Below are 23,684 nucleotides of genomic sequence, written 5' to 3' on the forward strand. Positions count from 1 at the left end.
ATGGACCTCAGCGTGATGTTCTTCGGCGCCGACGACTGCGACGGCGCAGGCGGCCATGCCGCCAAGTACGACGACATCCTGGAGATCACCCGTGCCGCCGACTCGCTCGGGTTCACCGCCGTGTGGACCCCCGAGCGGCACTTCCAGCAGGTCGGGCAGGTCTTCCCCAGCCCGCCGGTGCTCTGCGCGGCGCTCGCCGCTGTCACCAACCGGGTCGCCGTACGGGCCGGCAGTGTGGTGCTGCCCCTGCACCACCCGCTGCGGGTCGTCGAGGACTGGTCGGTCGTGGACAACCTGTCCCGGGGCCGGACCGGCATCTCGGTGGCCACCGGCTGGCACTCCACCGACTTCGTCCTGGCCCCCGACCGGTACGCCGACCGGCGGCAGCGGGCCCTGGCCGACATCCCGCTGCTGCGCCGGCTCTGGGCGGGCGAGGCGGTCGAACTGCCCGACGGCACTGGGCGTCCGGTGGCGGTACGACCCCAGCCCCGACCGGTGTCGCCGAGGTTTCCGATCTGGTTGACCACCTCCGGCAGCCCGCAGACGTGGGAGGCCGCCGGACGGCTCCGGACGAACGTGCTCGGCGCGACCATCGGGCAGACCCGGGAGGAGCTGGCCGAGAAGATCCGGCGCTACCGGACGGCGTACCAGGCCGCACCCGAGCAACTGGGCACCACCGACCGGGGCACTGTCACGTTGATGGCGCACACGTACGTCGGGGCCGACGACGACGAGGCCACCCGGCTGGCGAGCGGGCCGCTGCGGGCGTACCTGCGGTCGTACGTGGCGCAGACGGCAGCCAACCGGGCCGGCGACGGCCGGGCCGCGGCGCTCACCGCCGAGCAGACCGACGCGCTCGTGGAATTCGCCAGGCAGCGCTACCTGAGCTGGGGGAGCCTGCTCGGCTCACCGGAGACCTGCCGCAGATCCCTGCTCGACCTGCGCGACCTCGGCTGCGACGAGGTGGCCTGCTTCGTCGACTTCGGCCTCGACCGGTCGGACATCCTCGCCGGGCTGCACCGGCTCGCCGAACTGCGAAAGGACCTGACGGCATGACGGTGCGAAGCAGTGGCCCGCCCGGTACGTCGACCGCCGCCCGGTTCGCCGCGCTGAGCGGCGAGCAGCGGGTCCGGCTGCTGCGCCGGCTCGTCGAGGCGGACCGGCTCGCCGAGATCCCGGCAGTCGTGCCACCGCGTGACGACGGCGGCCCGGTGCCGCTCAGCCTCGCCCAGGAGGACCTCTGGGTCTACGAATCGCTCTATCCGGGTACGGCGGCGCTGAACCTCTGCTGCGCGTACCACTTCGACAGGCCGGTGGCGGCTGCCGACCTGGAGCGGGCGTTGACGATCGTGCGGGAGCAGCACGACATCCTGCGCACCACTATCGTCGGCGACGTCGGCGACCTACGCCTCGAATTCCTGCCCGCCGACCGGTTTGTCCTGGAGCGGATCGACGTTCGGGACCGCGGCACGACCCTGCCCGAGGAACTCGCGGCGTTCAGCCGCCGCCCGTTCGACCTGACCGGCGACGAACTGATGCGGGGATGCCTCGTCACCGTCGACGACACCCGATCGTCGCTGGTGCTGGCGCTGCACCACATCGTCACCGACTGGTGGTCCTTCGACGTGCTGCACGGCGAGTTCGTCGAGGCGTACCGGGCGGTGCGGGACGGCGTCGCGCCCCGCCGGGGGCGTCCGCGGATCCAGTACGCCGACTTCGCCTCCTGGCAGCGTGAGCAGGAGGCCGCCGGGGTGTTCGACGCGCAGCTCGGGTTCTGGCGCGAGCGCCTGGCCGACCCACCCGAGCCGCTGACGGTCGGTGGCACCGGGGCCGTCGCACCGGCGACCGGCAGCGTGATCCGGCAGATCCCGTTCCACATCGACGCCGGCACCGAGGCGACCCTGCGGGCGTTCGCCAGGGAGCGCGGCGCGACCGCGTACGGCGTGCTGATGACCGCGTTCGCGGTGCTGGCGTATCGGCTGTCCGGGCGGGCCGACTTCGTCATCGGCACCCCGACGGCCAACCGCTCGGCCACGGGTCTCGACCGGGTCATCGGCTACGTGATGAACGCCCTGCCCACCCGCTGGCGGATCGGACCCACCGACAGTTTCGCCGACCTGCTGGGCCGGTTCACCGCCGGGTTTCCCCGGATGCTTGCCAACGCCGACGTGCCGGTGGGCCGGATCGTGAGCGCGGTCGGCGCGCAGCGCACACACGGCCGCTCCCCGCTGTTCCAGTGGGTGTTCATGCACCTGAACCGACAGGAGAGCGTCCGCGCGCTGCGGGAGATCGCCGAGCCGGAGCGTGTCCACACCGGTGGCGAACACGACCTCGTCGGCATCACCAGGGACACCGAGGACGGCATCGAGGGCACGTTCGAGATCCGTACCGACGTCTACCCGGCCGAGGTGGTGCGGAGCTGGGCCGAGAGCTTCCCGGTCCTGCTGGCCGGGCTGCTCGCCGCACCGGAGGTGCCTGTCGACGCCGTCGCCCTGCTCGGCGGGGACGAACGGCGACGACTGCGCACGGCTGGCGACGGTGACCGGGTCGACCTACCACCGGCGTCGATCGCCGACCTGGCCGCCCGCCGGGCCGCCGAGACACCCGACGCGATCGCCGTCGAATCGGACGACCTTTCCCTGACGTACGCCGAACTGCTCGACCGGGCCGACCGGCTGGCGGGCCGCCTACGGGAGCACGGCGTCGGCGCGGAGAGCGTGGTGGCGCTGGCACTGGGCCGTACCGTGGCGACCGTCGTCGCCGTGCTCGCGGTGCAGCGGGCCGGCGGCGCGTACCTGCCCATCGACCTCGACTATCCGGTCGACCGGATCCGGTTGCTCGTCGACGACGCCGCGCCGGTGCTGGTGGTCACCGACGGCGCGGCGGAGTTGCCGGAGACAGGCGTACCCCTGCTGGTACTGGATCCTGCGGACCTCGCCGGCGAACCGGCCGGCGCGGCCGTCCGGACGGTGCCCGCCGCCGCCGGCTACCTGATGTACACCTCCGGCTCGACCGGCCGGCCCAAGGGCGTGGTGGTCACCCACAGCGGCATCGCGAGCCTGGCCGAGGCGTTGGTACGCCGGTTCGAGCTGACCCCGGAGAGCCGCGTCCTGCACCTCAGCTCGCCCAGCTTCGACATCTCCGTCGGTGAGCTGTGCATGGCCTTCGGGTCCGGCGGGACCCTGGTGATCCCACCGTCGGGGCCACTTGTCGGTGCCGCCCTCGGGGACGTCCTGCGCGAGCGCCGGGTCACCTGCGTGCTGCTTCCGCCGGCCGTGCTGGCAAGCGTTCCCGCCGACGAGTACCCGCAGCTGCGGACGGTGTGCGTCGGGGCGGACGTCTGCCCACCGGAGCTGGTCGCGGCGTGGGCGTCGCCGGGTCGCCGGTTCCACAACGCGTACGGGCCGACCGAGACCACTGTGGGCGTGACGGTGAGCGATCCGCTCGCGGCCGGCGACGGCGCCCCGCCGATCGGCCGCCCGATCACCAACACGACTGTGCACGTGCTCGACGCGCGGCTGCGCCCGGTGCCGGTCGGGGTTCCCGGCGAGTTGTACCTCGCCGGCGAGGGCCTGGCCCGGGGGTACCTGGGCCAACCGGCGGCCACCGCCGAACGGTTCGTCGCGGACCCGTACGCCCGGCGGCCCGGTGCCCGGATGTACCGCACCGGTGACCTGGTGCGGTGGCGGGCGGACGGCCAACTGGACTTCCTCGGCCGCACCGACGAGCAGCTGAAGCTGCGCGGATTCCGGATCGAGCCGGCCGAGATCGAGGCGATGCTGGCCGGGCACGCGTCGGTGGCCCGTGCGGTGGTGCTGCTGCGTGAGGACACCCCGGGCGACCGCCGACTCGTCGCCTATCTGGTGCCGCGCCCCGGAGCGCGACTCGAACCGGACGAGGTCCTGGCGCACGCGCTGGCCGCACTGCCCGTGCAGATGGTGCCGAGCGCGTTCGTCACGCTCGACGCCCTTCCCACCACGGCGCACGGCAAGCTCGACCGGGCCGCGCTGCCCGCTCCCGTCATCCCGCCGAAGCCCCGGTCGGCCCGGCCCGGCAACGCCGCCCAGGAGGTGCTCTGCGGGCTCTTCGCCGAGGTGCTGGGGGTTCCGCAGGTCGGCGTGGACGACGGCTTCTTCGAGCTCGGCGGGGACAGCATCATGGCACTGCTGCTGGTCAGCCGAGCCCGGGCGGCCGGGTGGGAACTCACCCTGCGTGAGGTCTTCACGGCCCGGACGCCTGCCGGTCTGGCGGTGCTCGCCCGTACCGGTGTGGTCGCCGCGGCACCCGAGTGGTCCGGTCCGGGGCGGTTCCCGCTCACACCTGTCATGTCCTGGTGGTGCGAGCACGCCACCGAGCCGGCCGCGTTCGCCCTGTCGGTGCACGTCCCGGTCCCGGCCGCGCTCGACGCCTGGCGCATCGACGAGGCGCTGCGGACCCTGACCGACAGGCACGACGCCCTGCGGCTGCGGCTGCTGCGGCCCGCGCCCGACGACTGGGCTCTGGAGATCTCGCCGCCCGGCTCGGTCCGGATCGACACTGTGGTGCGGGTGGACGCCGGCGCGATGAGCGAGGCCGAGCGCGCGACGGCCATACGCGAGGCGGCGGCCCGAGTGCGGCTGGCGCCGGAGGCCGGCCGGCTGCTGGCGGCGGTGTGGTTCGACAACGGTCCCGGGCAGGACGGACGCCTTCTGCTGACAGTGCATCACCTGGCCGTCGACGCGGTCTCCCTGCACGTCCTGCACCCGGAGTTGGTGGAGTTGTTGACAGCCGAACGGCCCGGCGGGTCGGCGCTGGCCGGCCCGGCTCCGGGTACGTCGCTGCGGCGCTGGTCGGAACTGCTCCACGCGCGGGCCGGCGCGGTGGCCGACGAGCTTCCACGATGGACCGAGGTGCTGACCGGGCCGGACACCAGGCTGCTGCCCGACCGGGCCACCACCGGCCGGCGGGCCACGGTGTCGGTCAGCCTGCCGGCGGCCGAGACCGAGCCGGTGCTCTCCCAGATCCCGGAGGCCTTCCGCTGCGGGCCCGACGACGTGCTGCTGACGGCGCTGCTCGCGGCCGTCGTACGGTGGCGGGGCAGCGGTACCGGCCTGCTGCTCGATCGCGAGGCGCACGGCCGGGACGCGCCTGTGGACGGGGTGGACCTCGCCGGCACCGTCGGATGGTTCACCACCCGGTACCCGGTCCGGCTGGACGCCCCGGCGGCGGCGACCGAGGCGTTCTGGCAGGGCGGGGCGGACACCGGCACGGCACTCAAAGAGGTGAAGGAGCAGCTCCGCGCGGTGCCGGCCGGCGGGTTGGACTACGGCCTGCTGCGGTACGTCAACCCGGAGACCGCCTCGACGCTCGCGAAGCTGCCCGAGCCGGACGTCGGGTTCAACTACCTGGGTCGTTTCGAGTCGACGGCCGGCGGCGTCGAGCTGCTCGGTGTGGTGTGCGCCGAGGCGCTGCCGGTGACCCACGCGCTGGACGTGGACGCCGTCACACGGGTCGGGCCGGACGGCCCGTACCTGCTCACCACCTGGTCGTACGCGAGCGGCGCGCTCGGTGAGGCGGATGTACGCGAGTTGGCCGGGCACTGGAGGTCCGCCCTGCTGGTGCTCGCCGACCACGCGTCGACCGCCGGTGCCGGCGGCGTGACCCGCTCCGACTTTCCGCTTGTGGATCTCAGCCAGGAGCAGCTCGACGCCCTGGTGGACGACCTGGACGCCCCGGACGGGGGCGGTTCGTGGTGAGCGGCGGCGCCCTGGCCGACCTGCTGCCCCTCACACCGGCTCAGGAGGGTCTGCTCTTCCACGCCCTGGTCGACGATTCGGGGCTGGACGTCTACCTGGTGCAGGTCCGGTTCCGGATCGACGGCCCGGTGGACCCGCACCGCCTGCGGGAGGCGGTGGCGGCGCTGCTCGTGCGGCACCCGAACCTGCGGGCCTGTTTCCGGCACAAGGGCCTGGCCCGGCCGGTGCAGGTGGTGCCGCGCGAGGTGTCGGTGCCGTGGACCGAGGTCGACCTGACCGGACGCGACCCGGCCGAGGCGCGGGAGGAGCTGCGGCGCCTGCTGGCGGTCGACCGCGTCCGCCGGTTCGAGATGACCCGCCCGCCGCTGCTGCGGTGCGCCCTGGTCCGGTTCGGCGCGCAGCGGGCCGAACTGATCGTGACGCTGCACCACATCCTTGTCGACGGCTGGTCGATGCCGATCCTGGCCCGGGACCTGGCAGCGCTGTATGCGGGTCGGAGCGCCGAGCTGCCGTCCGCGCCGCCGTTCCGGGAGTACCTGGCCTGGCTTCGTGGCCTCGACGGCGAGGCCGCCACCGGAGCATGGCGGGACGCCCTGGCCGGCCTCGGGCAGCCGACGCTTGTCGCGCCGGGCCCGGCGTCCCGCACTCCGGTCCAACCCGCGACCGTCGAGTGTGAACTGTCCGCAGCGCTTGTCGCCGCGGTACGCCGGCGGGCCGGCGGGGCCGGGCTGACGGTGAACACCATCGTCCAGGTCGCCTGGGCGCTGGTGCTCGCCCGGATGACAGGTACCGACGATGTGGTCTTCGGCGCGGTCGTGTCGGGTCGCCCTCCGGAGCTGACCGGTGTGGAGACGATGGTCGGCTTGTTGATCAACACCGTGCCGGTCCGGGTCCGGCTGCGTCCGGGCGAGCGGGTAGGCGACCTGCTGGCCCGCGTGCGGGACGAGCAGGTGGCGCTGACCCCGCACCACCACGTACGGCTGGCCGAGACGCAACGCCTGGCCGGCGTGGGCGAGCTGTTCGACACGATGCTGGCGTTCGAGAACTTCCCGCGCGGCGCGACCGACCCGGACGAGGCAACCGGGCCACGGCTGGTCGAGGTGTGGGACGCCACCCACTATCCGCTCACCGTCACGCTGGTGGCCGCCGACGGCCTCTGGCTGCGGCTCGGCTACCGCCCCGACTGCTTCGGCGCCGCCGAGGCGGATCTGGTGGCGCGGCGGCTGGTCCGCGCCCTCGACCTGCTGGCGGGTGATCCGGACGCACGCGTGGACGGGATCGACGTGCTGCCGGCGACCGAGCGGCGCGACCTGCTGAGCGCCTGGAACGACACCGCGCGCCCGGTGCCCGGCGGCAGCGTGCCCGAGCGCTTCGCGGCCCAGGTGGCAGTCACTCCCGACGCGGTGGCTGTCGAGTCCGCCGGCGGCGTCCTCACCTATCGCGAGCTGGCCGCCCGGGCCGATGCCCTGGCCTGTCGGCTCGCCGCGGTGGGCGTCGGCCCGGAGTCGCCGGTCGGGCTGCTGCTGGGCCGGTCGACGGAGCTGGTGGTCGGCCAGCTCGCGGTGCTGTTGGCCGGGGGGCACTACGTGCCGCTCGATCCCGCCCAACCCCGGTCCCGGCTGGTCCGCCTGATGCGGGACGCCGGAGTACGGATCGTCCTTGCCGACCGGGTGCCGGACTGGCTCCCCGACGACATGCGCGCCCTCACCGCACACAGCACCGACGCGACCGCACCCCTGCCCGACCCGGCGGCGTCCCACCCCGACCGCGCCGCGTACGTGATGTACACCTCCGGCTCGACAGGCACCCCGAAGGGCGTGGTCGCGACCCACCGGAACCTGCTGGCGTTGGCCGCCGACCGGTGCTTCGCCGGCGGCGCGCACGCCCGGGTGCTGCTGCACAGCCCGCACACCTTCGACGCGGCCAGCTACGAACTGTGGGTGCCGCTGCTGACCGGCGGCACTGTGGTGGTCGCGCCACCCGGACCACTGGAGCCGGACGCCCTCAAACGGATCCTCACGGACAGCCGGATCACCGCGCTCTGGCTCACCGCCGAGTTGTTCCGGACCGTGGCGCACCTCGCCCCCGACGTCCTCGCCGGGCTCGCCGAGGTGTGGACCGGCGGGGACGTCGTCGACCCCGACGCGGTGCGCCGGGTCCAGCGGGCCGCGCCCCGGCTGCGGGTGGTGAACGGGTACGGCCCCACCGAGACCACCACCTTCGCCACCCGCCACCCGATCCGCCGCCCACCGGCCGCCGGCCCGGTCCCCATCGGCCGTCCGCTGGACAACACCCGCGCGTACGTGCTGGACGCCCGGCTGCGCCCGGTTCCGGTAGGCGTCGTGGGGGAGCTGTACCTGGCCGGCGCCGGCCTCGCCCGCGGCTACCTCGGTCAGCCGGCCCGGACGGCCGAGCGGTTCGTCGCCTCGCCGTACTCGCCCGAACCGGGTGCGCGCATGTACCGCACCGGCGACCTGGTGCGCTGGAACACCGACGGCGAGCTGGAGTTCGTCGGTCGGTCCGACGACCAGGTGAAGGTCAGGGGCTTCCGGATCGAGCCGGGCGAGGTCGAGGCCGTCCTGCGCTCCGGCCCGGGCGTCCACCACGCGGTGGTCGCCGCCACGTCCGGACCGGACGGAGGTTGGCAGCTCGTCGCGTACCTCGTCCTGGACGGCGACGGCGACCTCGCGGCCGTTCGCGGGTACGCGGCGCAGCGGCTGCCCGCTCACCTGCTGCCGAGCGGATACCAGCGCATCGACGAGGTGCCCCTGACCCGGCACGGGAAGCTGGACCGGGCCGCCCTGCCACAGCAGGCGAACCAGGTCGGCCCGCCGACCGCGACGACGCCGGCCCCGGCACGGGAGGCGAAGCTGTGCGAGCTGTTCGCCACAGTGCTGGGCGTGCCGGCGGTGGGGCCGGACGACAACTTCTTCCTGGCCGGCGGTCACTCGCTGCTCGCGATGCGCCTCGTCGCGGCCGTCGAGGGTGCGCTCGGCAGCCGGATCCCGATCGGCGCGCTGTTCGACGCGCCGACCCCGCGCGCTCTCGCCGGCCGGCTCGACGCCCCCCGAGGCGACCTCGGGCTCGCGCCCCTGCTCACGCTGCGCGGCGACGGCGACCGTACGCCGCTGTTCTGCCTGCACCCGGCGATGGGGCTCGGCTGGTCGTACACGGCGTTGCTGCCGCACCTGCCGGGCCGACAGGTGTACGCCCTGCAGTCCACAGTGCTCGGCGGGCGCATCCCGCCGCCGCTGAGCATCGAGGAGATGGCCCGGGAGTACCTGCCCCGGATCCGGGCGGCGCAGCCGAGCGGGCCGTACCTGCTGATGGGCCGGTCGTTCGGCGGCCTGCTGGCGTACGAGCTGGCCGGCCAGCTGCGGCGTGCCGGGCAGCAGGTGGGACTGGTGGCCGTGCTGGACGCCGTACCGGTCACGGCGCTCGCCGACCCGACGCCCGCGCAGCCCGACGACGACCTGCTGGAGCAGGAGATGTTGCGCATCCTGCTCCAGGCGGGGCCACCGGAGCTGCTCGACCGACCCGGCCCACTGCGCCGCGCCGAGGTGTTCGCGGCGGTGCGGACCGCCGACGGCCCGCTGCGGGGTGCCACCGAGGAGCGGCTCACCGCGCTTGTCGAGCTGGGCGGCCATCATCTCCGGCTGACTCAGAGCTACCAGCCGTCGCCGTACGACGGTGAGGTGCTGCTCTTCTCGGCCACCGCCGAACCCGGCGGCCTGACCTCGGAGGCGAAGGCCGCCGCCTGGCGCCGGACCGCCGGAAGGGTCCGGGTACGCGACCTCGACTGCGCCCACCGCGACGTGCTCCGGCCGGGTCCCGTCGCCGAGATCGCCGCCACCATCGATCCGTTTCTCGAAAGGGCCGACCATGCTGCGCGCTGACGTGAGCGACCGCGCCGACGAACCGGTGGAGTACGAGTTTCCGGTGTCACCAGCACAGGCCAGCCTCCTCGTGCTGGAGCGGCTGCACGCGGGCAGCGCCCAATACCATGTGCCTGTCGCGTTCGCCGTTCACGGCCCGTTCGACGTCGACGCCTTCACCCGCGCCCTCGACGCGCTGGTGGCCCGGCACGAGTCGCTGCGCACCGTCTTTCGTACCGTCGACGGCGAGCACCGTCAGGTGGTGGCCGCCGAGGCGACCGCCGACGTGCGGGTCGACCGGGACGTGTCGCCGGCCGAGGTCGACGCGGCGATGCGTGCCGAGGCGGCCAGGCCGTTCGACCTCGCGGGCGGCCCGCTGCTGCGCTGCCGCGTGTACGCCCTCACCGACGGCGGCCACCGGATCCTGGTGACCGTCCACCACCTGGTCTGCGACGGCTGGGCGATGGAGATCATGCTGCGCGAGCTGGCCGACAGCTACCGGGCCGAACGCGACGGCGACGGCGCGCCCCCGCAGCCGCTGCCGATCCAGTTCCCCGACTACGCGGCCTGGCAGCGGGACCGCCTCGCCACCGGCGGATACGCCGACTCGGTGGCTCAGGTACGGCAGATGCTGTGCGGAGCGCCGACGGTGCTCGCCCTGCCCGGCGACCGGCCCCGCCCCGCGGTGCAGACCCCGGCCGGCGGGGTGGAGTCGTTCCTCCTGCCTGTCGGGCTGCGGGAACGGCTGGCGGGGCTGGCCCGTACCCGGCACACCACGCCGTTCGTGGTCCTGCTGGCCGCCTACACCGCGTTCCTGAACCGGCTGTCGGGCCACGACGACCTGGTCGTCGGCATCCCGGTCGCCGGCCGGGACCACCCCGACGTGCAGGGCATGGTCGGCCTGCTGACCAACACCCAGGTGCTACGTGTCGACCTGGCGGACGGGCCGAGCTTCACCGACCTCGTGGACCGGGTTCGGGACCTGCTGCACGACGCCCGCGACCACCAGGACGCGCCGTTCAGCGCCGTGGTCGACGCGGTGGCACCGCAGCGTCAGCCGAGCCACGACCCGGTCGTGCAGGTGGTGTTCGCCTACGACGACGAGACGGTGCTGGAACTGGACCTGCCGCCGGCCCGGGTCGAGCGGGTGCCGCTCGTGCTGGACGTGGCGAAGTTCGACCTCCTGCTGTACGTGGAGCGCTGGGGATCCGACCTGGTCGGGCAGTTCATCTACCGCAGCGACCTGTTCGATCCGGCCACCGTCAGGCACTGGGTACGCGGCTTCCAGGTGCTGCTGGACGACCTGCTCGACGCTCCGGACCGGCCGACGGCCGCCGCCGAGATGCTCGACGCGCCGCAGCGGCACCTGATGCTGCACGAGTGGAACAGCACCACGGCGAAAGTGTCGGCCCGCCTCGTTCCGGACCTGGTGGCCGACCGCGCCGCCGAACGTCCCGAGGCGACGGCTCTGGTCTGCGGCGACATCGTGCTGAGCTACCGCGAGCTGCTGACCCGGGCCGACCGGTTGGCGGCCGAGCTGGTGACCGCAGGGGTGGGCCCGGAGCTTCCGGTCGGACTGTGCCTGCCCCGGTCCGCCGAGATGGCCGTGTGCGCGCTCGCCGTGCTCCGGGCCGGCGGCGCGTACCTGCCGCTCGACCCGGACCAGCCGTCGGCGCGGCTGCGCGAGATGCTCGCCGGTGCCAATGCCCGACTGGTGCTGCTGGGCGTCGGCACCGCCCGGCGCTCCGGGGAACTCGGCCTGCCGGCGCTCGTGGTGACGGCAGGCGCGGCCGACGTGCTCAGCCGCCCGGAGCCGGGCCCCCGGATCGGCACGGGAGCGCCGGGCCCGGACAACGCGGCGTACATCCTCTACACGTCCGGCTCGACAGGCACTCCCAAGGGCGTGAGCGTGCCCCATCGGGCGCTGACCAACCTGGCCACCGCGGTGCGTCCACAGTTCCCGGTCACCGTGACGGACCGGGTCCTCCAGTACGTCGCGTTCGGCTTCGACGTCGCCGTGTCCGACCTGTTCTTCACCTGGGTCGCCGGAGCCGAACTGCACATCGCCGGTGAGCACGAACGGCTCGGCGAGGCGCTGTACCGACGGCTGCGGGACTCCCGCATCACGTACGTCTTCCTGCCACCCACGGCCGCGATGTCGCTGCCCTGCTCGCCGGATGCCCTGCCCGACCTGCGCACGATCGCCGTCGGCGGCGAGCCCTGCCCGGCGGAACTCGTCGACAGGTGGGCCGTGGCCGGCCGCCGTCTGCTCGACGCGTACGGGCCGAGCGAGGCCACCATCTACGCCACCACCGCGGAGCTGCGCCCCGGCGAGCCGGTGGTGATCGGACGCCCGGTGGCGAACGGCCGCGCGTACCTGCTGGACCGGCGGCTGCGGCCGGTGCCGGTCGGTGTGGTGGGCGAGATCTACCTGGCCGGAGCCCACCTGGCCCGGGGGTACGCGAACCAGCCCGGGCTCACCGCCGAGCGCTTCGTCGCCGACCCGTTCGGCCGGCCGGGGGAGCGGATGTACCGCACCGGGGACCTCGGCAGGTACGACGCCGAGGGGACGCTCAGCTACCTCGGCCGGTCCGACAACCAGGTGAAGATCCGTGGTTTCCGGGTCGAGCTGGGGGAGATCGAGGCGGTGCTGGTCCGCCATCCGGCGGTGTCGGCGGCCGTCGCGGCGGTGCTCGGTGACGGCGCCCTGCGCCGGCTGGTGGCGTACGTGGTGGGCGTGGACGGCACGCCGCCGGTCGTCGGCGAACTGCGCGGCTGGCTCGCCGAGCGGCTGCCCGGCTACATGGTGCCGGAGAGCGTGGTGACGCTCGCCGAGCTGCCGACCGGACGGACCGGGAAGGTGGACCGCTCCCGGCTACCGGCACCGCCGACCACCCGACCCGACCTGGCGCACCGGTATGTGGCGCCGAGAACGGGGACCGAACTCCGGCTGACGACGGTCTGGCGTCAGGTGCTGGAGCTGGACCGGGTCGGCGTCCACGACAACTTCTTCGAACTGGGCGGCAACTCCCTGCGGCTGCTGGGGGTGCTGTCCGCGCTGCACGAGCAGGGCGACGCCGGGCTGAGCATGGTCGACCTGTTCCGGTACCCCACAGTCGCCGCCCTCGCCGCACACCTGGACGGTCCCGGCGATCCCGGACCGTCAGCCGACGTCGACGCGGGTCGGCGTCGGGGCCAGGACCGGCGGGCCCGGCTCATGACCCGTACGGCGCGAGCCCGGCCGGCCGGTGACGACACAGTGGAAGGTGGCCTGACATGACCGAAGCGCCAGCAGTGGCGATCGTGGGGATGAGCGGGCGATTCCCCGGCGCGCGGGACCTCGGCGAGTACTGGGAGAACCTCCGCTCCGGCGTCTGCTCGATCGCCACCTTCGACTCCGAGGAGCTACGGGCCGCGGGTGTCGACCCGGCCGAGCTGACCCATCCGGCGTACGTGCCCGCGAAGGGGCACCTGGCCGGCGCGGACCGCTTCGAGGCGGAGATCTTCGGCTTCAACCGTACGGAGGCCGCGATCCTGGACCCGCAGCACCGGCTGCTCCTGGAGACCACCTGGAGCGCGTTGGAGGACGCCGGCTACGACCCCCGCCACGTGCCCCACCGGACGGGCGTGTACGTCGGCGGCAGCCCCACCGACCACATGCTCGCCGCCGCGGTGGATCGCCGGCTCGCCGCCGAGCTGGGGCCGCTGCAACTGCGCATCCTCACCGACCGTGAGTTCCTGGCGCCCTGGGTGTCGTACCGTCTCGGGCTGGACGGTCTTAGCCTCAGCGTGCAGACCGCCTGCTCCACCTCGCTGACCGCGGTGCATTTGGCCGCGCAGGCGCTGCTGCTCGGCGAGTGCGACGCGGCCGTGGCGGGCGGGGTCTCGGTGGACTCGGTGCACCCGCGCGGCTACCTGTACCGCGACGGCGGCATCTTCTCGCCGGACGGGCGGTGCCGGCCCTTCGACGAGAAGGCGGCCGGCACGGTCAGCGGCAACGGCGTCGGGGTGCTGGTGCTGCGGCGGCTGGCGGACGCTATCGCCGACGCGGACCCGATCCACGCCGTCATCCTGGGTTCGGCGGTCACCAACGACGGCGCGACGAAGGTGGGCTTCACCGCGCCCGGCGTCGACTCGCAGAGCAGGGCGATCGTCGAGGCCTGGTCGGCGGCGGACCTCGACCCGCGCGCCGCCCAGTACCTGGAGATGCACGGGACCGCCACCGAACTGGGCGACCGTGTCGAGCTGGCCGCTACCGCCGCCGCTGTCGGCGCCACCCGACCTGGCCGGCCCTGCGGGATCGGCTCGGTCAAGTCGAACATCGGGCACCTCGACGCGGCGGCCGGGGTGGCGAGCCTGATCAAGGTCGTGCTGATGCTGGGCCACCGGAGCATGGCGCCCACGGCAAACGCCAGCGGGCCGCATCCGGACCTGGCGCGGATGCCGGGGTTCGAGCGGGTCACCACGCTGAGCCCGTGGGACCGGCCGGACGGCGGCCAGCGGCTGGCCGGGGTGACGGGACTGGGCATCGGGGGCACCAACGTGCACGTGGTGCTGGCCGAGGCGCCCGAACCGGACCGCCCGGTTCCGCCGGACCGTGCCGAGCTGCTGCCGATCTCCGCGCGGACGGACACTCAACTGCGCCGCGCGGCCGCCGAGCTGGCCGCCGCGCTGCGCGCGCCCGCGCCGCCGATCCTCGCGGACGTCGCGTACACCCTGCGCAGCGGGCGCAGCGCGCACGCCGCGCGGGCGTACGTGGTGGCCGGCAGCACGGCCGAAGCGGCCGACGCGCTGGACGCCCTGGCCGAGGGCAGGCGGGTGACGGACGCCGGGCAGGCCGAGGAGCTGCGGATGATCGGCGAGTCGTGGGTCCGGGGCGCGGACGTACGGTGGCCGGCGCCGGCCGACGGGGCGTGGCGGACGCACCTGCCGACCTATCCGTTCGCCGGGGAGAGCCTCGGCGCGTTGAGCCTCACCACTGCGGCCACCACGCTCCCGGTGCCGCAGCCGGTGGCATCGCCACCTCCCGGCGAGCCTGCCGGTCCCGCCCGGCCGGTCACCGAGGCCGCCGTGACCGAGCTGCTCGTCACCGTCCTCGGGCTGACCGGACCGGACGACCTCGACAAGTCGTACTTCAACGTGGGCGGGGACTCGCTCACCGCTGTCCACCTGATCGGTCGGCTCGGCGACGACCTGGGCATCCGGGCGCCCATCGAACTCTTCCTCGAACCGGTCAGCCTCCGTGAACTCGTCGCCCGGCTGACCGCGATGGGCGGCGGCGCGGACGACGACCTGCTCGCCGCCCTGCTCGACGAGGCGGAGTCGTCGCAGTGACGGGAGAGCCGGAGACTGTCGACCTGCTCGACCCGTACGTGCACGCCACCCGGGATCTGACCGACAGGTGGCGGTGGCTGCGCCGCCACGACCCGGTGCACTGGCATCAGTCGGGCGCCGCGACGGGTTTCTGGGTGGTCACGCGCCACGCCGACGTGCTGCGGGTGGTCCGGGACAGCGACACCTTCACCTCGATGCGCGGCAACATGCTCGGTACGCTGCTGCGCGGTCGTGACCCGGGTGCGGGCCGGATGCTCGTGGTCACCGATGGTCGGTTCCACACGGGTCTGCGCAGTCTGCTCGCCGGCGGGTTCGGTCCGCGGGCGTTGCGGCCGGTGACCCACTCCATCACGCGTGCCACCCGTGAACTCCTTCGTGGCCTGGTGGAGCGCGGCGGCGGGGACTTCGTCGCCGAGGTGGCCGCGCAGGTGCCCCTTCAGGCGATCTGCGAACTGCTCGGCGTACCCGAGGTGGACCGGCCGCGCGTCCTGGAGTTGACCGGAGCGGCGATGCTCGGCGAGTCCGCCGACCAGGCAGGGCTGGAGGCCCGCATCGCGCAGAGCGACATCCTGCTCTACTACACCCGGCTGGCCGCCGCGCGCCGCGACGCACCCGCCGACGACGTCATCAGCCTGCTGGTCGGCGGCACCGTCGACGGTCGCCCACTGACCGACGAGGAGGTGCTGCTGAACTGCTACAACCTCGTCATCGGCGGGGACGAGACGGCCCGGCTCGCCCTCGCGGGCGGACTGCTGGCCCTTGCCACACACGACGATCAGTGGGTACGGCTGATGACGGACCCGGCCCTCGTCGACAGTGGCAGCGAGGAGATCCTGCGCTGGACCACTCCTGCCGCGCACGTGGGCCGTACAGTGACCGCCGACACCGAACTGTGCGGCCGGGCGCTGTCCGAGGGCGACGTGGTGACACTGTGGATGGTGTCGGCGAACCGCGACGAGGAGGTCTTTCCCGCCCCGGACACCTTCGACCTGGCGCGGCGGCCCAACCGTCATCTGACCTTCGGGTACGGCCCGCACTTCTGCCTGGGCGCCCAGTTGGCCCGCGAGGAGATCCGTGCCCTGCTCGCCGAACTGCGGGCGACAGTGCGGACCGTCGAGGTGACCGGGCCGGTCCGGCGGCTGCCGTCGAACTTCATCAGCGGACTGACCACCCTGCCTGTCGCCCTGACACCTCGGTGAGGTCATGCCCCTCCAGCCGCTCCCCCTTCGAGTTCGAGGTGGTCGTCGGCGCGTGTCTGCTCGTCGTCGGCGGCCATGGCCTCCTGCCGCAGGGGTTCCTCGCGCAGGATCGCGGCGTGCAGCCACGGATCCGGGATGGCGAAACCGTCGACGAGGGTGCGCAGGTTTGGGCGTAGCTCCTTGAGTAGAGCGTTGACCACGCCCGTGATGGCCTTGGAACGGGCCGGTGTCAGACGGCCGTGCTCCAGGAACCAGCCCTTGTGGGCCTCGATGACGCTCAGCGCGTACAGGTCACAGACCCGGGACAGCAGCGCCCGGACCGCCGGGTCGGCGGTGTCCTCGATGCCGGCGACGAACGCCTCAAGGGTGATCCGGTCGATGTGCGCGGCGGCCAGGGTCAGGACGTGGTCCTGGACGTCGTTGAAGATGTCGAAGGGGCGGTCCTTCTTCGTGGTCGCGCCGCCCCGCAGGCGGCGGACCGCGCCGTCCAGGAGGTGCCTCTCGCGGTCCTCGAAGGCCTTGAGCTGCCAGCCGCGGTCGGTGACGGCGACCTCCTCGTCGCGACCTGGCACGGCGCTGATCAGCCGCTCGATGAGCGACCGCGCGGCGGTGCGTTCGAGCACCATCTCGCGGACCTGCTCGGCGACGAAGGAGGCGCGCCCCCAGCCGTCCAGCGAGCCGAACTCGTCCCGGTGGCCGGTGAGCAGCCCCTTGGCCACCAGTTGCAGCAGCACAGTGTTGTCGCCCTCGAAGGTGGTGAAGACGTCGGTGTCGGCCTTGAGGCTGGGCAGCCGGTTCTCGGCCAGGTAGCCGGCGCCGCCGCACGCCTCGCGGCACATCTGGATGGTGCGTGTCGCGTGCCAGGTCTGCGCGGCCTTGAGACCTGCGGCCCGGGACTCCAGCTCCCGCTGCCGGTGTTCGTCGACCGGCCCGTCGCCGCCCTGCACCTCACTGAGCGCGGCGACCAGCTCGGTCTGGGCGAAGTGCAGCGCGTACGTGGTGGCCAGCGCGGGCAGCAGCTTGCGCTGGTGGGCCAGATAGTCGTTGAGCAGCACCTCGCGCTCCGCGTCGGGCGTGCCGAACTGGCGCCGGATGTCGCCGTAGCGCACCGCGATGGTCAGCGCCGACTTCGTGGCCGCCGACGCGGCGCCGCCCACGCTCACCCGGCCGCGGACCAGGGTGCCGAGCATGGTGAAGAAGCGCCGGGAGTCGTTCTCGACCGGGCTGGAGTACGTCCCGTCCTCGGCGACCTGACCGTAACGGTCCAGCAGCATGTCCCTCGGCACCTGCACGTGGTCGAAGGTGAGCCGCCCGTTGTCCACGCCGAGCAGGCCGGCCTTGGGCCCGGCGTCACCGATGCTCACGCCGGGCATCGGGTTGCCCTGCGCGTCGCGGATCGGCACCAACCACGCGTGTACGCCGTGCCGCTCACCGTTCGTGACCAGCTGCGCGAAGACGACAGCCATCCGCCCGTCGCGGGCGGCGTTGCCGATGTAGTCCTTGCGGGCCGCCTCGTGCGGCGTGTGCAGGTCGAAGGTCTGCGTCTGCGGGTCGTACGTGCAGGTGGTGCGCAGCTGCTGGACATCCGAGCCGTGCCCGGTCTCGGTCATGGCGAAACAGCCGAAGATCTTGCCCGAGACGATGTCCCGGAGGTACGCGTCGTGGTGCCGCCGGGTGCCCAGGGCCGCGACCGCGCCGCCGAACAGGCCCCACTGCACGCCCGCCTTGACCATCAGCGACAGGTCGACCTGCGCCAACATCTCGCTGGCGATGATCGAGCCACCGATGTCGGAGCTGCCGCCGTACTCGGCGGGGAAGGCGGACGCCATTCCCAGCTCGGTGGGGAGTTCGCCGAGCAGTCGGGTGATCCGCTCACGTGCCTGGTCACCGGTCTCGCCGTACACCGGGAGGAAGCGCTCGTCGAGGTGCTCCCGGTGCGCGTTGCGCACCTTGGCCCACGGTCCGTCGAGTACGTCCTGAAGGCCTGCGAGATCGATACGGTCAGACGCGTGATCGGGCATTGTCACCCCTCCGGATGGCGGACATTTGGGTGCAGTCTGGACCCGATCAAGAGTACGGCCCCCAACCGTGGTCCTGCCGGGCAGACCGCGGTGAAACGGGACACCATCGCCGCCCGTCCCCGGTCATCGGTGCGGGGCGGCCGGCCGGGACGTCACCCGAGCGGCAGCACCGCGACCCCCTGCATCTCGATCAGCAGGTACGGGTGGGGCAGTTGGTGCACGGCCACGGTGGTGCGCGTCGGCCCCGTCTCGTCGAAGAACTCCCCGTACACGGCGTTGTAGCCACCGAAGTCGTTCATGCTGACCAGGTACGTGGTGACCTGCACCAGATCGGACAGGTCCGCGCCGACGTCGCGCAGGATGTCGCGCATGTTCTCGATCACGGCGCGGGTCTGCACGACGATGTCCAGCGACGCGGTGCCCAGCGCGTCCACAGTCGCACCGGCGATCGTGTTGTCGGGGCGGCGGCTGCTCGTACCGGAGACGAAGACCAAACCGCCCGCGACCTTGACATGCGGGAACCGGCCGCGCGGGACGGCCTTGCCGGTGACGGTCCGGGCCCCGCTCATGCCGACGCCCGCAGCGACGCCGTGCCGATCTGCTCGACGGTGACCCGCACGTGCGCGCCCGGCGTCAGCGGCACAGCGGCGGTCGCCGCGCCAGCCAGCAGCACCCAGCCGTCCCGCAGTTCCCCGGCGAGACGGGCCGCCTCGGGCAGGGCGCGACGCGGGTCGCCGAGTATCGCCGCCGTCGAGCCGACCTGCGCGACCCGCCCGTCGACCTCCAGCAGTACGCCGAGGTTGTCGACACCGTCCGGCACCGGCCGCCACGGCCCGACGACGAAGCCCGACGCGGACGTGTTGTCGGCGATCACCTCCGGCAGGGTGAACCGGAAGTCCAGGTAGCGGGAGTCGATGAGCTCGATGGCGGGAGCGACCGCGACGACAGCTCCGCCCTCGACGAGGAACGCGACCTCCGGCTCGACCTTCGGATGGATGCGCTCGGACAGGCTCACCGTGCCGCCGTCCGGTACGCGCATGGCGTCGGTGAGCCGGCCCCAGATCACCTCGTCGACGCCCATCTGTGCCATCTTGGCGCGGCTGGTCAGGCCCAACTTGAGCCCGACCACCGTCTCGCCGCGGTCCAGCCGCCGCGCCACCAGGGCCTCCTGCACCGAGTACGCGGTGGCCACGTCGAGGCCGGCGTCGGCCCCGAACTGCGCGACCGCCGTACGCGACACGGCGGCCTCGTCGAGACGGCCGGCGAGGGTGTCGATCACTGGATGTCCTTCCCGGCGTCCCGGACCAGGTCCAGCGCCACGTCGACGATCATGTCCTCCTGGCCGCCCACCATCCGGCGGCGGCCCAGCTCCAGCAGAATCGTGCGCACGTCCACCCCGTAACGGTCGGCCGCGCTCTCGGCGTGCCGCAGGAACGACGAGTAGACCCCGGCGAAGCCCAGCGACAGCGTCTCCCGGTCGACCCGTACCGGCCGGTCCTGCAACGGGCGCACCAGGTCCTCGGCGGCGTCCATCAGCGCGAACACGTCACAGCCGTGCTGCCAGCCGTTCAACTCGGCCACCGCGACGAACACCTCGAGCGGCGCGTTGCCCGCCCCGGCACCCATCCCGGCCAGGGAGGCGTCCACCCGGCGCACCCCGTGCTCGACCGCGACGAGGCTGTTCGCCACCCCCAGCGACAGGTTGTGGTGCGCGTGGATGCCGATCTCCGTCCCGGGGTCGAGCACCTGCCGGTACGCGTCCGCCCGCTGCGCCACGTCCGTCATGGTGAGCCGGCCACCGGAGTCGGTGATGTAGACGCAGTGCGCCCCGTACGACTCCATGAGTTTCGCCTGCCCCGCCAGGGTGACCGGGTCGGCCATGTGCGACATCATCAGGAACCCGGCGACGTCCATGCCGTTCTCCCGGGCCCACGCGATGTGCTGAGCGGAGATGTCCGCCTCGGTGCAGTGCGTCGCCACCCGCACGCTCGTGACGCCGAGATCGCGGGCGGCCCGAAGATCGGCGATCGTGCCGATGCCGGGCAGCAGCAGCGTCGTCAGCTTCGCGCGGGTCAGCACCGACGCGGCCGCACCGATCCAGTCGGCGTCGGTCGCGGCACCGTGGCCGTAGTTGACGCTGGACCCGGCGAGGCCGTCGCCGTGCGCCACCTCGATCGCCGCCACCCCTGCGGCGTCCAGCGCCGCCGCGATCTCCGTGACCTGACCGACCGTGTAACGGTGCCCGATGGCGTGCATGCCGTCGCGCAGTGTGACGTCCTGGATGTAGAGGTCGGTCACGACGAGACCATCCGTTCGGCGGTGCGCAGCGCGGCGCTGGTCATGATGTCGAGGTTGCCGGCGTACGCGGGCAGGTAGTGACCGGCGCCGGAAACCTCCAGGAACACGGAGACCTGCACGCCGCAGAAGTGCCCGCCGAGCGCCGGAACGTGCGCGTCGACCTCGGTGAACTGCACCTCCTGCTTGAGCCGGTAGCCGGGCACGTACTGCCGCACCGCGGCCGCCATCGCCTCCACCGACGCGGCGATCGCCGCCCGGTCGGCGCCCGCGTCCGGGCACAGGCAGTAGACGGTGTCGCGCATCAGCAACGGCGGCTCCGCCGGGTTCAGTACGATCACCGCCTTTCCGTGGCCCGCCCCGCCGACCACCTCGATGGCGCGGGCCGTCGTCTCGGTGAACTCGTCGATGTTGGCGCGGGTGCCGGGCCCCGCCGAGCGGGAGGCGATCGAGGCCACGATCTCGCCGTACGCCACGGGCGTGACAGCCGCGACGGCCGCGACGATCGGCACTGTCGCCTGCCCGCCGCAGGTGACCATGTTGACGTTGCGCTCACCCAGGTGGGCGTCGAGGTTCACCGGGGGTACGACGTATGGGCCGATCGCGGCCGGTGTCAGGTCGACCACCCGCGTGCCGTGCTGGCGCAGCACCGCGTCGTTGTGCCGGTGCGCGCCCGCGCTCGTCGCGTCGAAGACGATGCCGACGTCCGCGAACTCCGGCATCGCGACGAGCCCGTCGACACCCCCCGCGGTGGTGGCCACGCCGAGCCGGCGGGCCCGGGCCAGGCCGTCGGAGTTCGGATCGATGCCGGCCATCGCCACCATCCGCAGCGACTCCGACAGCCGCAACACTTTGATCATCAGGTCGGTGCCGATGTTGCCGGAACCGATCACCGCCACGCCGGTGCTCATGCGTCGCCCTTCGAGAAGCAGGCCCGGACGCTGCCCAGGCCGGAGATCCGGGCCTCGTACGCGGCGCCCGGGGTGACCGCCACCATCGGCCCGAGCGCGCCGGACAACACGGTGTCCCCGGCGCGCAGCGGACGACCGTTCGCGGCGAGCGTCGCCGCCAGCCAGGCGACGGCGTGCAGCGGGTTGCCGAGGCAGGCCGCCCCCGCCCCGACGGAGACCGGTTCGCCGGCGTGCTCCAGCACGGCCCCGCACAGCCGCAGGTCGACGTCGCGTACCCGGCGCGGGGTGGTGCCGAGCACGTACCGGCCGCTTGACGCGTTGTCCGCGACCGTGTCCACGATGGAGATGTCCCAGCCGGCGATCCTCGAGTCGACGATCTCGATGGCGGGCAGCAGGTGATCGGTGGCCCGCACCACGTCGGCGACGGTGACCTGCTCGTCGGGGATGTCGCGCCCGAGCACGAACGCGACCTCCGCCTCGACGCGCGGTTGCAGCAGGTCCCGCGGGTCGATCTCGGCGCCGTCGGGGACGGCCATGTCGCCGAAGAGGACGCCGAAGTCGGGCTGGAAGACACCTAACGACTCCTGCACCACCCGCGACGTCAGGCCCACCTTCGCCCCGACCGGACGGCGGCCCTCGGCGAGCCAGGATTCGACCTGCGCCTGCTGCACGGCGTACGCGGCAGTCAGGTCCCCGGCCGGCAGCAGGTCGTCGCGCAGCGGCTTGCGGGCGACCCCTGTGGCGTACGCGTCCCGCAGTGCCGCGGCCGCGCCGTCGATGTCGGCGCTCATCCGAGGTCCACGCAGACGTTCGTGAGTTCGGAGTAGAAGTGCAGCGAGTGCGCGCCGCCCTCGCGGCCCACTCCGGACGCCTTCACCCCACCGAACGGGGTGCGCAGGTCCCGCAGGAACCAGGTGTTCACCCAGACCAGGCCGGCGTCGAGTCGCGCCCCGGCCCGGTGCGCGCGGCCCACGTCACGGGTCCACACGGTGGCGGCCAGGCCGTACTCGCTGTCGTTGGCGAGCGCGAACGCCTCGTCCTCCTCGTCGAAGGGCGCGATGTGGCAGACCGGTCCGAAGATCTCCTCGCGGACCGTGCGGGCGTGCTGCCCGAGCCCGGTCAGGACCGTGGGCTGCACGTACGCGCCGCCGTCGCGGTCGTCGCCGAACGCGGGCACGCCGCCGCCGGCGAGCACTGTGGCGCCCTCGGTACGGGCCAGGTCGTAGTGGCCGAGCACCTTCTCCCGGTGTTTGCCGGAGATCAGGGGCATCGTCATCGTCGCGGCCTCCGACGGCCAGCCGTACGCCAGCTCCCCGGCACGCTTCGCCAGCCGGGCCGCGAACTCGTCGAAGACCGGCCGCTGTACGTACAGCCGCTCGGTGCACAGGCACACCTGGCCGCCGTTGGTGAAGCTGGACCGTACGGAGCCTTCGACTGCCGCGTCCAGGTCGGCGTCGGCGAAGACCAGCCCGGCGTTCTTGCCGCCCAACTCGAAGGAGACGGCCTTCACGCCGTCCGCGGCGGAGCGCATGATGGCCGAGCCGGTCGCGGACTCGCCGGTGAAGGTGATCGCGTCCACGCCTGGGTGGCGGGTGAGCAACTCGCCCGCCGAACCGGGGCCGAAGCCGTGCACCAGGTTGAACACGCCGTCGGGCACACCGGCCGCGGCCATCACCTCGGCCAGAACGGTCGCCGACGACGGTGTCTCCTCGCTGGGCTTGACGACCACCGCGTTGCCGCACGCCAGCGCGGGCGCCACCTTCCAGGTCAGCAACAGCAGCGGCAGGTTCCACGGGACGATGATCGCGACCACGCCTACCGGCTTGCGGACCGCGTAGTTCAGCGCCCGCCCGCCACCCGCCGTGACAGTCGTGAACGACTCCGTCGGAGTGGACGTGATGATGTCGGCGAACGCCCGGAAGTTCGCGGCGCCGCGCGGGATGTCCAGCGTGCGGGCCTGCGTCACCGACTTTCCGGTGTCCGCGACCTCGGCGGCGACGAGGTCGTCGAAGCGGCGCTCCAACTCGTCGGCGACGCGGCGGAGCACGACGGCCCGCTCACCCTCGCCCATCGCGCCCCACGGCCCGCGCAGCGCGGCCCGGGCGGCGTCCACGGCGGCGTCCACGGTGGACGCGTCGGCTTCGGCGACGTGCAGGATCGTCTCGCCGGTCACCGGTGACACCTTTGCGAACGGGGTGCCGCCGGTGACGAATTCGCCGCCGACGTAGTTCGGCAGCAGCAGATCTCCGCTCGGGTGGCCGTCGATCAGGCCGCTCGGCCAGCGGGTGGTACGCCCGGATGTCATGGGCAACGC

General features: G+C 73.2%; 13 protein-coding genes. 6 read left to right on the forward strand and 7 right to left on the reverse strand.

Annotated elements, in window-relative coordinates; all coding sequences use genetic code 11:
* Genes AB0N27_RS04470 through AB0N27_RS04495 form a run of 6 tightly spaced genes read left to right on the forward strand, consistent with a single transcriptional unit; the run spans position 1 to position 16,143 of the window.
* A complete protein-coding gene (locus tag AB0N27_RS04470) occupies positions 1-1,056 on the forward strand; it encodes a MupA/Atu3671 family FMN-dependent luciferase-like monooxygenase (RefSeq protein ID WP_364363012.1) in 1,056 nt (351 codons plus the stop codon).
* The gene (locus tag AB0N27_RS04475; protein ID WP_364363014.1) at positions 1,053-5,735 is read left to right on the forward strand and encodes an amino acid adenylation domain-containing protein; all 4,683 of its coding nucleotides are present in this window, start codon (positions 1,053-1,055) and stop codon (positions 5,733-5,735) included. Before AB0N27_RS04470 ends, AB0N27_RS04475 begins: the two co-directional genes overlap by 4 nt.
* Positions 5,729-9,631: an amino acid adenylation domain-containing protein gene (locus AB0N27_RS04480; RefSeq protein WP_364363016.1), complete on the forward strand. Its 3,903-nt coding sequence runs from the start codon at positions 5,729-5,731 to the stop codon at positions 9,629-9,631. The genes AB0N27_RS04475 and AB0N27_RS04480 overlap by 7 nt, the downstream gene beginning before the upstream one ends.
* Entirely contained in the window at positions 9,618-12,890 is a 3,273-nt protein-coding gene (locus AB0N27_RS04485) for an amino acid adenylation domain-containing protein (RefSeq protein ID WP_364363018.1), read from the forward strand. Before AB0N27_RS04480 ends, AB0N27_RS04485 begins: the two co-directional genes overlap by 14 nt.
* Positions 12,887-14,944: a beta-ketoacyl synthase N-terminal-like domain-containing protein gene (locus AB0N27_RS04490; RefSeq protein ID WP_364363020.1), complete on the forward strand. Its 2,058-nt coding sequence runs from the start codon at positions 12,887-12,889 to the stop codon at positions 14,942-14,944. Before AB0N27_RS04485 ends, AB0N27_RS04490 begins: the two co-directional genes overlap by 4 nt.
* On the forward strand, positions 14,941-16,143 hold the full coding sequence (locus AB0N27_RS04495; protein ID WP_364363022.1) for a cytochrome P450: 1,203 nt from the start codon (positions 14,941-14,943) through the stop codon (positions 16,141-16,143). Before AB0N27_RS04490 ends, AB0N27_RS04495 begins: the two co-directional genes overlap by 4 nt.
* A 2-nt stretch (positions 16,144-16,145) precedes the next feature.
* Here the strand turns inward: AB0N27_RS04495 and AB0N27_RS04500 are convergent, their stop codons facing one another.
* From AB0N27_RS04500 to AB0N27_RS04530, 7 genes are all read right to left on the reverse strand, one after another.
* Entirely contained in the window at positions 16,146-18,164 is a 2,019-nt protein-coding gene (locus tag AB0N27_RS04500; RefSeq protein WP_364363024.1) for an acyl-CoA dehydrogenase, read from the reverse strand.
* A gap of 152 nt (positions 18,165-18,316) precedes the next feature.
* The gene (locus tag AB0N27_RS04505; protein WP_364363026.1) at positions 18,317-18,733 is read right to left on the reverse strand and encodes a RidA family protein; all 417 of its coding nucleotides are present in this window, start codon (positions 18,731-18,733) and stop codon (positions 18,317-18,319) included.
* Positions 18,730-19,443 (reverse strand): fumarylacetoacetate hydrolase family protein, encoded by a 714-nt coding sequence (locus tag AB0N27_RS04510; protein ID WP_364363028.1) that lies wholly within the window; start codon positions 19,441-19,443, stop codon positions 18,730-18,732. The genes AB0N27_RS04505 and AB0N27_RS04510 overlap by 4 nt, the downstream gene beginning before the upstream one ends.
* Entirely contained in the window at positions 19,440-20,462 is a 1,023-nt protein-coding gene (dmpG, locus tag AB0N27_RS04515; RefSeq protein WP_364363030.1) for a 4-hydroxy-2-oxovalerate aldolase, read from the reverse strand. The genes AB0N27_RS04510 and dmpG overlap by 4 nt, the downstream gene beginning before the upstream one ends.
* The gene (locus AB0N27_RS04520; protein WP_364363032.1) at positions 20,459-21,370 is read right to left on the reverse strand and encodes an acetaldehyde dehydrogenase (acetylating); all 912 of its coding nucleotides are present in this window, start codon (positions 21,368-21,370) and stop codon (positions 20,459-20,461) included. The genes dmpG and AB0N27_RS04520 overlap by 4 nt, the downstream gene beginning before the upstream one ends.
* Positions 21,367-22,161 (reverse strand): fumarylacetoacetate hydrolase family protein, encoded by a 795-nt coding sequence (locus AB0N27_RS04525; protein ID WP_364363034.1) that lies wholly within the window; start codon positions 22,159-22,161, stop codon positions 21,367-21,369. The genes AB0N27_RS04520 and AB0N27_RS04525 overlap by 4 nt, the downstream gene beginning before the upstream one ends.
* Positions 22,158-23,675: a 2-hydroxymuconic semialdehyde dehydrogenase gene (locus tag AB0N27_RS04530; RefSeq protein WP_364363037.1), complete on the reverse strand. Its 1,518-nt coding sequence runs from the start codon at positions 23,673-23,675 to the stop codon at positions 22,158-22,160. The genes AB0N27_RS04525 and AB0N27_RS04530 overlap by 4 nt, the downstream gene beginning before the upstream one ends.
* Between the last annotated feature and the right edge of the window lie 9 nt (positions 23,676-23,684).

The sequence above is a fragment of the Micromonospora sp. NPDC093244 genome (genome assembly GCF_040683695.1).
In the GTDB taxonomy this organism is placed as follows: Bacteria; Actinomycetota; Actinomycetes; order Mycobacteriales; family Micromonosporaceae; genus Micromonospora.